Source organism: Lentzea sp. CA-135723 (assembly GCF_050936595.1).
Lineage (GTDB): Bacteria > Actinomycetota > Actinomycetes > Mycobacteriales > Pseudonocardiaceae > Lentzea.
Genome location: NZ_JBNJMK010000001.1, coordinates 715240 through 725885, shown reverse-complemented (window position 1 = coordinate 725885; position 10646 = coordinate 715240). Strand labels below are relative to the sequence as shown.

Here is a 10646-nt window from a genome sequence, read left to right as displayed (position 1 = left end):
TCCGAGGATCCCGCGACCGCATCGTCCGACATACCGGTCCCCGACGCCCTTCCGTGGTGGGTGAGTTACGACCGGCGCGGTTCTTCGACCACGACGACCTCGCCGGGAACCGACGGCAGTTCCTGGCCGGAGACGAACGTCGCCGGGAGGCCCTGGTCCCGGCTGGCGGGGGTGCCGGTCTGCACCTGACCCAGTTCCAGGGGCTCGGTGCCCAGTTCCGCGGGCACGAACCCGCGGGGCTCCGCGTCGGGCAACGTCGTCGCGAGGACCGGAGCCGCGAGCCGCGTCCCCAGCTTCGCCGGCACCACCTCACCCGGCTCCGAGCCCAGCCGGGCGGGCAGCACCTCACCGGGCTCCCGATCAGGCAACGTCACCACGGACATCAGCGACGCAGGCCGCGCGTTCAGCTCCGCCCGCACCAGCTCACCCGGCTCGGAGCCCAGCTCCGCGGGCACCGCGTCGCGCGTCGTCCGCACCAGCATCGCCCTCGACATGCGCGGCTGTTCCTCGTCCCGCACGGGCTGGGGACCGGGATCCGGCCCACCGAGGTACGGCTTCGGCCGGGGCAACGGCTTCTCGTCGTCCCCCGCGTCGCCCTTGTTGTTGAACAGCAGGGCGCCGAAGCCGATCTGCTGCGCCGCGTCCTCGGTGCCGGCGCAGACCTGCGCGTACAGCAGCACGCTCTCGGTGAGCGTCTTGCCGGCGGTGGCGAGGGTGTTGATGAAGTCCTGGAAGGCGGTCGCGCCCTCGACGTAGCCGGGCTCGAACTTCTCCCACGTGTCGTCGGCGTCGCCGATGAGCGGCTTGTAGGTGACGATGCCGTTGTTGGAGGAGGCGAAGCCGACGATCGTGCCGGCGATCTCCTCGAGGAAGGCGGCGCCGCGGAACTGCGCGTCGGTGTCCACCTCGAGGTGGCCGGTGAGGCCGGGATAGGACTCCACGGCCGGGAGGCCGCCGCCCTGCGGGTCGCCGGTGCCGTCGCCGCCGTTGGTCGATTTCGTTGCCACGCCGTCACTTCCTCGGCTCGCGCTGGGTGGCGCGCAGGACCCGCTGCAGGTCGAGGTCGCCGGTGAACATCTGCTCCGCGTCGACTCCCTCGGGCAGGGTCGGCGCGACCACGGCCGCGGCCTCGCGGGCCGCCTGCTGCTGGGCGTCGGTGATCGTCTTGACGACGGCGGCGGAGAGTTCCGCCGGGGTCAGGCGTTTGTAGGCGCTGCTCGGGAACTTGACGTCCCGCACCACACCGCCGTGGCCCACCGTCACCGAGACGACCTGGCGGGACGACGTCGCGGTGCAGGAGATCTCCCGCAACCGCCGCTGCGTCTCCCGCAGTTCGGCGAACTGCTCGCGATAGCGCGACATCAGGTGATCGAGCTGTTCTGAACGCGGACCCGGCATGAGGAGGAGTACAGCCACGAGCCGGGCACCGATCAACAGAGTCCGCCGGGAGACAGGGTGGACGTGTACGAAGGGTGCCTCTTCACCCCGCTGCCGGCGCACCGGCGGAGGTCCTCGTGGTGCACTGGCACGCGGACATGAGAGAGCCGGAACGCAGAACGTTCGAGGACAGGGTCACCGCGCTGGTCAACGCCACCCGCGCGCGCCGCGGCCTGCCCGCGCTCGGCACGGACGACCGGCTGCGGTGCTCGTCGCGCCGGCACTGCGCCGACATGGCGGCCCATCGCTTGCTCGCACACCAGTTGCCGCGCTGCCCCACTCCGTTCGAACGCATGGCCGCGGAAGGTTTTCCCCACCCGGCCGGGGAGAACGTCGCGTTCGGACAGGAGACGCCGGTGCGGGTCGTGGAGGCGTGGATGCGCAGCCGGCCCCACCGCGCGAACATCCTCGACCCGCGGTTCCGGGTCGTCGGTGTCGGCGTGGTGCGCACCGCCGACGGCCATTGGTGGACGCAGAACTTCGGCTACTGAGTCCCGTCAAGCCCGGCCGAGCCGAGCGCTACCGAGCCCCGAGCGCCGCGTCCGCCCTGCCCAGTTCGACGGTCGTCGTGCCCACCGCGATCGTCACGGCGCCATCGGCCGGCACGGTGACGGAGTGGTCGGCGCGCGCCACGGTGGTGCACACCATGCGCCCCTCGGCGTCCAGCGCCACGCGCAGGCCGCCGCCCTCGACGCGCACCCCGTCCGCCCACACCAGCGCGGTGCCCTCGTCGTCGAGCGAGGTGACGGTCACCTCCAGCGTGCCGTCGAGCGACCTCGCCGCGGACACGGAACTCCCGCCGGTCAGCACGCGGCCGTCGGCCGTCACGAACCAGTCCTCGTCCACCGCGCCCGCCCGCGCGAGGTCGTCCTTCAGCACGAGGTCCTTGCCGTCCCAGCGCACGCGCACATGCTCCTCGCCGGTCACCTCGAACGCCGCCGAGCCGGCCGTCAGCACTCCGTCCTCCCACCGCACGAGCGTTCCCGCGAGGTCGATCTCCAGCACGGCACCGTCCCACCGGGCGTCGACGCCGGCACCGCAGGCGGCACACGGGCCCGGCACCGAACTGTCCCTTGTGGACAGCGTCACGTGCGGGCACACCGCGGCTTCGAGGTGACCGGTGCGCCGGTCCCAGACGAGACAGGCGCCGCCCACCGGTTCGAGCACGACCAGCGACGCCGACGCGGTGATCCGCCACCCGGACTCGGCGCACCACACGGCGAACCCGGTCGCGGCCACCTCGGCCCGGCCGGCGACCCCGCTGATCACGGTGCGCCCGGCGTCGGGCGCGAGCGCGAACGTGGTGGCGCCACCGCGGACCTCGGCGTGCCCGGCCGAGGTGACCAGCACGTCCACGTCGCCGGTGATCGCCGCGCGGGCCGTGCCGCCGCCGATCCGCGCGACGGTCTCCCGCCCGCCCGTCCTGGTGCGCATCTCCCGGGTGGCCGCGAGCAGCACCGCCTCACCACCGCCGCCGAGCGCCGCGACGTGGACCTCCGAGACGTCCTGCCACACGTCGAGCAGCGCGGTGAGGACCCGGATCCCGTTGCCGGCGAACCGCACGACGGCGTCACTCCCGAGATGCGGGGACGTCGATGTCATCTGGGCAACTCCCCACAGCGGGCCGAGGCTGGCCCGGTCCACGCTAACGGCCCGCGCGCCGGTCGCGAAGGAACGCGGCGATCCTCCACCCCGACGGTCACGATTCGGTGTTCCAACGGGCCGAGAACAAGGCGTCCCCACAATCACGGCGAGCTCTTGAGACAAAGTCCTTAAGGAACTATTAAGCAATCTCTCTTCCTGTTGCACGGCTCCTAAGATGCCGCGCCCAGCCAGCCCACACGATCCGACAGGCACCCATCTTGCCAGTTCAGCAGCCATAAGTGAGCGGAACTCGGTAAAGATGATTGCCAGGAAAGGACCGGCAGCTTTGCATTCTCCCAAAGCTGCCGCCCTCTTCTCCTGGCACCGCGGAGCACCACCCGCTTTTCTATTCGCATGACTTCGCACATTGCCTGGCCGAGCGATCCGCACCGCTCGGCCACCGTCGCCGGGTCCCGCCGCACGAGCATCCGCGTGTCGGTCCAGGCGACCGACCCGCTGATCTCCGCGGGCCTGCTGGCGATGCTCCGCTCCGCCCCCGGCCTCGAGATCGTCGAGGACGTCAGCGGCGCCGAGGTGGTCGTCGCCGTCCCCGAGACCGACCTGCACGCCGTGTTCGCCGGTACGACCGCGCGGCTCGTGCTGATCGCGGACGACCTGCGCCCGTCCGACATGTGGGCCGCGATCGAGCACGGCCTGATAGTGCTCGTGCCCAGAGCCGAGGCCACGAACCGGTTGCGGCTGCTGCGCGCGGTCGCCGACGCGCACGAGGGCCGCGGCGACCTGCCGGCCCCGCAGCTCGGCAAGGTCCTGCAGGGGCTCAAGCACCTGCACGAGAACACACTCGCCCCGAGAGAGCTGACGCTCGGAGGCCTGTCGGTGCGCGAGACCGAGATCATCCGGCTGATAGCGGACGGCATGGACACCGGCGAGATCGCCGAGCGGATGATCTACTCCGAGCGGACCGTGAAGAACGTGCTGCACAGCATGTTGAGCAGGCTCAACCTCCGCAACCGCGCGCACGCCGTGGCCTACGCGTTGCGACACGACCTGATCTGAGCACCGAAGTCCGAAGTGGACGATCTGCCCGCGCGGTGGTGCGCGTCGACCGGAACCCCACCGGCAGAACCACCGGAGGAAGTGCCCGGGACTGGGCCGTGCCGACTTTGACTTGCGGCCCGCCCCCGGTTGAATGCCGCGTGTGACCGCCGCCGATCCGCCCCCGCTGCCCTCCTTCGGCCAGAGCCTGCTCCGGTACCGCACCGCCGCGAAGCTCTCGCAGGCCGAACTGGCCCGCGTGTCCGGCATGAGCGTGCGCGCGCTGCGGGACCTGGAACGCGGCAGGGCCTCCGCACCGCAGGAGCGCTCGGCCGAGCTGCTGGCGGCCGGGCTGGGTCTCGCCGGTGACGAACGCGAGTCGTTCCTGTTGCTGGCCAAGGAGGGCAGGCGCCGGTCGACCAGCAGGACGGTGCTCTACGCCCTGCCCGCCGTGCCGAGGCTCGTCGGGCGGGAGGACGAGCTCGCCCGGCTGGAGCAGGAGGCGGAGACCGGCGGCGTGGTCGTGGTCGTCGGCCCTCCCGGCGTCGGCAAGACCTCGCTCGCGGCGGAGTCGTCCACCCGGCTCGCCGCCCGCTTCCCGGACGGCTGCCTGGCGCTCGACCTGCGCGGGGTCGACCAGCAACCGGTGGCGGCCACCGTCGCCCTGGAACGGATGCTGACCGCGCTGGGCGTGTCCGGCGGCCGGCTGCCCTCCTCGCTCGCCGAGCGCGCGTCGCTGTTCCGGACCCTGTTGCGGGACAGGCGGATGCTGGTGGTGCTCGACAACGCCGCCGACGAGAACCAGGTCCGCCCGCTGCTCGCCAAGGCGGAGCACGGCCTGACGATCGTGACGTGCCGCGGCGCGCTGGCCGGGCTCGACCACGCGCGGCGGCTCACCCTGGACGTCCTGCCGCGGGCGCGGGCGGTCGAGCTGCTGGAGTCCATCGCCGGCGCGGGCGTCGTGCGCGCCGACGAGGCGGCGGCCGCGGAGATCGTGTCGTTGTGCGGGAACCTGCCGCTCGCCGTCCGGATCATCGGCAACCGGCTCGCCACCAGGAGGTCGTCGCTGACGTACCTCGTCCGGCAGCTGCGCGACGAACGCGTGCGGCTGAACTCGTTGTCCGCGGGCGACCTGCACCTGCGCTCGGCGTTCGAGGTCTCGCTGCGGAAGCTGACCCCGTTGGCGCAGCAGGTGTTCCGGCGGCTCGCCCTGATCCCCGGCGCGGACTTCGACGACACCCTCGCGTCCGTGGCCGCGGACGTGCCCGCGATGGAGATCGGCCCGCCGCTGCACGAACTGGTGCAGGCCTCACTGCTGACCGTGACCTCCGGGCCGCGGCGGCTGCAGTTCCACGACCTGATCCGGCTCTTCGCCGACGAGTGCCTCGCCGACGACCCGGACCGCGAGCGCCTGCGCGCGAACCTGCACGCCCACCTGCTGGCCCGCGCCACGCAGGCCGCGGAGGCGCTCGATCCCGAGGTGTGCGACGCGGCGCCCGGTCAGCCGTTCGTGTCGTCGGCGGAGGCGACCGAGTGGCTCGACCGCGAGACGGGCAACTGGCAGGCCGCCCAGCGCGAGGCCGCCGCACTGGGCCGGCACGAGCAGGTCCGCGACTTCGCCTGGGCGATGCACTGGTACGCGCTCGGCCGCGAGGCGAGGTACGACTGGGACGAGGTGTTCGGGCTGGGCCTGGAAGCCGCGCGGGCACTGGGCGACCGGGCCGCCGAGGCCGATCTGCTGAACCGGCTCGGGTCCGCGCAGCTGTGGGGCCGCTCGGACGTTCCCGGCGCCCTCGCGAGGCTGCAGGAGGCACTCGCCCTCGCCGACGAGATCGGTCACCACCGGGGCGCGACGATCGTCAGTTCCAGCGTCGCGCTCGGGCTCGCGGTGGCGGGCGCGCCGCAGGACGGGCTCCCGCACGCCCGGTGTGCCGTCGAGATGGCCGAGCGGTACGACTTCCACGGCGTCCGGTTCTGGATGTCGCTCGCGCTCGGCACGGTGCTCGAGATCCTGGGCGACTTCGACGAGGCGCTCGCCATTCACCAGGAGCTGCTCGCGCAGGCCGAGGCCGCGGCGGGCCGGACGAACGAGGCGACCGCGCGGCAGGTGCGAATGCTGGCGCTCGTCCACGTCGGCACGTGCCTGTCCGGCGTGGGACGCTGGCAGGAGGCAGCGTCGCTGCTGCACGAGGCGCGGATGCTCACGATCGCCAAGCAGGCCGGGTACGGCGGTGAGGCGGAACTGGCACTGCACGAAGGCATCGCGCGCCGGCACGCGGGCGAGGTCGAGCACGCGCGCACGTGCCTGCTGTTCGCACGCGACCTGCTGCGAGGCCCGCAGTGGCGGCACGAACGGGACCGCGCGGAGGCGGAGCTCGCGCTGCTGCCGGACTGACGGGCCGCCCCGCCGGACGGCACGGCCACAGTTCATCCGCGTGCCGCAGGCCTCGCCTCCGTCGCGAGCAGAGCGGTGAGCCCTCCCACGATCCCGGCGAGCCACTCGACCGTCGGCTCCGCGTCCCTGCCCGCGACCCGCCCCGCCTCGTCCGCCACCGCGGTGAGCACCACGAGGTAGATCTCCGTGGCGCGCAACCAGGACTCGGCTCCGGCACGCGAGTCGACCCGCACGTGGCCGCCGCGTTCGGGCAGGGTCTCCAGCACGGCCCTGAGCGTCTCGGCCACGAACCCGAGGCAGCTCGTCTCGTGCCACGCGAGCGTCCACTCCGGCTCGCCGGGCCCGAGCCGGTCGCGCAGGATCGCGAGCAGCCGCGGGTCGGTGAGCGCGGTGTCCGGCCCGGCGGGCGAGTAGGCACGCGCGCGGTGCTCCAGCAGCCGCAGCAAGGATTCCGCGTAGCTGCGCAGCACGACGATCTCGTACTCGTCGAACACTCCGACGACGACGTCACCGCAGCGGTCCCAGCAGATCATGGGCCCATCAGACCTGCTGCGGCACCGGAACTCCGCGTCACGGCCCGAGGACCGCCCGGTCGTCGCGCAGGACTGCCCGGCAGGTCATCCGGCGTGGAGGCGGACACGGGCGCTCCGCTGGTTTCGCCCACCCCGCGACAGCCGTTCTGGCAGCATCGGAACGGAGATCGGCTGAACTGTGGGGAGATTCGCTGATGAAGATCGTGTCCGGCGCCGGCGTGTTCGGCGCGTCCATCGCACTCGTGCTCGCCACCTCCGGCGTGGCCGCGGCCGAGTGCCCGCCCGGCGACCGCGCGGTGTGGTCCGCGCCGAGCCTGCCGGTGCCCGTGACCATCCACGACCTCAAACCGCGTCAGTGCTACAACGTGCACGGCCTGCTCGGCGAGAAGGCCACCTACCTCGCCAACAGGACCGGGAACTCGGTGCTGAACATGTTCTCCGAACCCGACTGCGGCGGCGGGCTGTTCATCGACGCGATCTTCCCGCCGGAGCCGGGCAACCGGTCGGAGTCGACGAAGGCGTACTACTCCTTCAACGTCTCCCCGCTGAACGGCGGCTGAGCGCGCGTCAAGGCCCCGGGCCGAGTCCGGGGCCTTGACACAACAGTCGGTTCAAACGAAAGGCCCAGCCCGCGCTGAACCGTTCGCCTGTCGCGATAGTCTGCAAGGTCTATGGCACCGGTCGGGCAAGTTCCGTGCGCAGGGTGTTGAGGCGGGCCACCGGCTCGCTCGGCGAGGGGAAGCGCTATGCGAAGATCGAGACGGGTTTTGCCTGGCTGCGTCTGATCGGGGCGGCCATGGTGGTCGTCGAGCACAGCTTCCCGCTGGTCCGCCCGGCCGAGATCGGCATGTTCCCCGAGCGGTGGAACCTCTCGCCCGGCTACTTCGCGCTCATGGCCTTCTTCGCCATGAGCGGGTACCAGATCGCGGACAGCTGGCACCGCGACGCCTCGTGGTGGCGCTACCTGCTCAAGCGGGCGCTGCGGATCTGGCCTCCCCTGCTCGTGGTCGTGATGATCACCACGTTCGTGATCGGGCCGCTGGTGACGGTGCTGAGCCCGGCCGAGTACTGGGGCAACCACGGGACATGGGGCTACATCGTCAACAACGCGGGCCTGTACACGTTGCAGCACAACCTTCCCGGTGTGTTCGTGGACAACCCGTACCCCTGGTCGGTCAACGGTTCCATCTGGACGTTGCCCATGGAGACCACCGGCTACCTGATCGTGCTGGCCGCCGGGCTCGCCGGCGTGCTGGGCAGAGGCCGGATCGCGCTCTTCGCGGTGCTGGCGGTGTTCGTCGTGCTGGACGGGTTCGGGCAGGCGCGCGTCGGGTACAACGGGGTCTTCGGCGGCGTGCTCAGCCTGCCGCTGGCGCCGCTGGTCGCGTACATGGTGCCGTTCGTGCTCGGCATGATCTTCTTCTCCTACCGGGACCGGATCCGGTTCCGGCCGCTGGTCGCGTACGGCCTGTGCGCGCTGTACCTGATCGCCAACTTCACCCCGCCGCTGGAACCCGCCGCGCGGTTCGTGCTGCCGCTGGCCGCCGGCTACGGCGCGGTGACCTGGGCCCACCACTGGCCGCGCAGGCTCGCCGGGTACGACGAGTGGGTCTACGGCAGCTACGGCATGTACATCTGGGGCATGCCGGTGCAGCAGCTGTACGTGCTGGCCGGGGTGCGTGACCCGTGGCTGCTGATGGCCCTGGCGGTGCCGACGGCGTACCTCGCGGGGCTGCTGTCGTGGCGACTGGTCGAGAAGCCGACCCAGCAGCTGCGTTCGTACCTGAGACCACCGGTGGCCCAGGAGCTGCTGCCGCACCCGCGCCGTCACGTGAGCCAGCGCCTGCGCTACAGCGGCGACCTGCGCGACGAGGTGCCCGGCCGGGCCGCCCCGGTCCGGGCCGAGGTGCCGAGACGCGCCGACTGATCGGACCGGATGACGCGCGTCCTCCCGGACGTCCGGTCCCGGTCCTGATAGGAAAGATCACCGTGGGCACACGACCTCGGTTCGACCTCGCGGGCAGGACGGCCGGCCTGCTGGCGCAGCGGCTGCTGAAGCTCCCGCCGGCCATCTCGCGCAACGTCACCGTGGAACGGGATCTGCGGATCCCCACCCACGACGGCCAGACCCTCATGGCGAATCACTGGGCACCGGACGAGAGCACGTCGCGCGACGCGCCGACGGCAGTGGTGCGCACGCCGTACGGGCGCAGCGGGCCGTTGGACTGGTTGTACGGGCGCGCGCTCGCGGAACGCGGGCTGCACGTGCTGACCGTCAGCTGCCGCGGCACGTTCGGCTCGGACGGCGACTTCCGCGCGATGCGGCACGAACGCGAGGACGGCCTGTCCGTGCTGCGGTGGCTCGCTGACCAGCCGTGGGGCAACGACGTGCTGCTGACCGGCAGCAGCTACCTCGGCTACACCCAGTGGGCCATCGCGGCGCAGGCACCGCCGCAGGTCAAGGCGATGGTGCCGCACGTGACGTCGGCCCGGCTGGCGCTGGCGTTCCTGCGGCCAGGGCGCCCCGAACTGGAGACGCTGCTCGGCTGGTCGGTGAGCACGGCGACCCAGGAACGTCCGGGCGGCATCTGGCGGGCGCTGCTGGGCATCGGCCGCAAGCGCGTCGAGAACGCCATGAACACGCTCCCACTGGTCGACGCCGACACCGCCGCGCTGGGCCACCAGTGGCCGTTCTACCAGGAATGCCTGCACCACGACCAGAACGACCCGTACTGGCAGCACGAGGACCACTCCCCCGCGGTCGGCGACGTCACGATCCCCGTCAGCTCGATCGCGGGCTGGTACGACATCTTCCTCGCCGACCAGCTCCGCGACTTCCAGGTGCTCAGGGCCGCCGGCCGCGACGCGCACCTGACGGTCGGACCGTGGTGGCACGCGCACACCGGTGGCATGGCCGCGGTGCTCGGCGACACGGTCGGCTGGGCCGCCGCCCACGCCAGAGGGGTCGAACCCCCGCGCAAGCCGCCGGTGCGTCTTTTCGTGATGGGCGTGGACGAATGGCGTGACTTCGACCAGTGGCCGCCCGCCGGCTACACCCCGCAGCGCTGGCACCTCGCACCCGGCGAACTCCGGTCCGCCCCGGTCGCCGGCGCGGCACCGACGTCGTTCACCTACGACCCCGCCCGCCCGACACCGTCACTGGGCGGGCCGAAGCTGGAGAGCCGGGGCGCCGGGCCGGTGGACAACCGCAAGCTGGAGGCACGCGCTGACGTGCTCGTCTTCACCTCGGAGGTGCTGGACGCCGACGTCGAGGTGATCGGCGAGGTCACCGCCGAGGTGTGGCTCCGCGCGGACCGCCCGTCCTGCGACCTGTTCGTGCGTCTGTGCGATGTGGACGGACGCGGCAGGTCCGTCAACATCTGCGACGACCTGGTGAAGGTGCGGCCGGACGGGATCACGAAGGTCACGGTCGACCTGTCACCGACCGCGCACGTGTTCCGGCGCGGGCACCGGATCCGGGTGCAGGTGTCGGCCGGGGCGCACCCGCGGTTCGCCCGCAACCTCGGCGACGGCGGCCCGGTGCAGACCGCGACGCGGCCGCTCGCCACGAAGATCGAGATCTTCCACGACGCCGAACGGCCGTCCGCGATCCTGTTGCCGCGCAGGTAGGTCCAGAGCCG

The 10646-nt window shown here is 72.0% G+C and carries 10 protein-coding genes; 6 read left to right on the top strand and 4 right to left on the bottom strand.

Annotated features, from left to right (window positions below):
* Positions 1-65: 65 nt before the first annotated feature.
* Positions 66-1007, bottom strand: a complete 942-nt coding sequence (locus tag ACQEU1_RS03115; protein ID WP_433195982.1) for a hypothetical protein — start codon at positions 1005-1007, stop codon at positions 66-68.
* A 4-nt stretch (positions 1008-1011) separates the two neighbouring features.
* A complete protein-coding gene (locus ACQEU1_RS03110; protein ID WP_433195980.1) occupies positions 1012-1362 on the bottom strand; it encodes a YbaB/EbfC family nucleoid-associated protein in 351 nt (116 codons plus the stop codon).
* Between the two features lie 110 nt (positions 1363-1472).
* Here ACQEU1_RS03110 and ACQEU1_RS03105 point away from each other — a divergent pair, with 110 nt between their 5' ends.
* Complete coding sequence (locus ACQEU1_RS03105; RefSeq protein ID WP_433195978.1) at positions 1473-1928, top strand: CAP domain-containing protein; 456 nt, start codon at positions 1473-1475, stop codon at positions 1926-1928.
* A 28-nt stretch (positions 1929-1956) separates the two neighbouring features.
* On the opposite strand, the gene ACQEU1_RS03100 is transcribed toward ACQEU1_RS03105, so the two are convergent.
* Complete coding sequence (locus tag ACQEU1_RS03100; RefSeq protein WP_433195976.1) at positions 1957-3039, bottom strand: hypothetical protein; 1083 nt, start codon at positions 3037-3039, stop codon at positions 1957-1959.
* A gap of 396 nt (positions 3040-3435) precedes the next feature.
* On the opposite strand from ACQEU1_RS03100, the gene ACQEU1_RS03095 reads away from it, so the two are divergent.
* Together ACQEU1_RS03095 and ACQEU1_RS03090 are read left to right on the top strand one after the other, a co-directional pair.
* Positions 3436-4098 carry a response regulator transcription factor gene (locus tag ACQEU1_RS03095; protein WP_433195974.1) on the top strand — a complete coding sequence of 221 codons (663 nt, stop codon included), beginning with the start codon at positions 3436-3438 and terminating at the stop codon, positions 4096-4098.
* A gap of 142 nt (positions 4099-4240) precedes the next feature.
* A complete protein-coding gene (locus tag ACQEU1_RS03090; RefSeq protein WP_433195972.1) occupies positions 4241-6472 on the top strand; it encodes an NB-ARC domain-containing protein in 2232 nt (743 codons plus the stop codon).
* Between the two features lie 32 nt (positions 6473-6504).
* On the opposite strand, the gene ACQEU1_RS03085 is transcribed toward ACQEU1_RS03090, so the two are convergent.
* Positions 6505-7005, bottom strand: coding sequence for a hypothetical protein (locus ACQEU1_RS03085; RefSeq protein WP_433195970.1), 501 nt, complete (start codon positions 7003-7005; stop codon positions 6505-6507).
* Positions 7006-7199: 194 nt separating this feature from the next.
* On the opposite strand from ACQEU1_RS03085, the gene ACQEU1_RS03080 reads away from it, so the two are divergent.
* The 3 genes from ACQEU1_RS03080 to ACQEU1_RS03070 all read left to right on the top strand — a co-directional run bounded on the left by ACQEU1_RS03080 (position 7200) and on the right by ACQEU1_RS03070 (position 10635).
* Entirely contained in the window at positions 7200-7565 is a 366-nt protein-coding gene (locus ACQEU1_RS03080) for a hypothetical protein (RefSeq protein WP_433195968.1), read from the top strand.
* Positions 7566-7699: 134 nt separating this feature from the next.
* The gene (locus ACQEU1_RS03075) at positions 7700-8932 is read left to right on the top strand and encodes an acyltransferase family protein (protein WP_433195966.1); all 1233 of its coding nucleotides are present in this window, start codon (positions 7700-7702) and stop codon (positions 8930-8932) included.
* A gap of 62 nt (positions 8933-8994) precedes the next feature.
* Positions 8995-10635, top strand: a complete 1641-nt coding sequence (locus tag ACQEU1_RS03070; RefSeq protein ID WP_433195964.1) for a CocE/NonD family hydrolase — start codon at positions 8995-8997, stop codon at positions 10633-10635.
* The last annotated feature ends 11 nt before the right edge of the window (positions 10636-10646 follow it).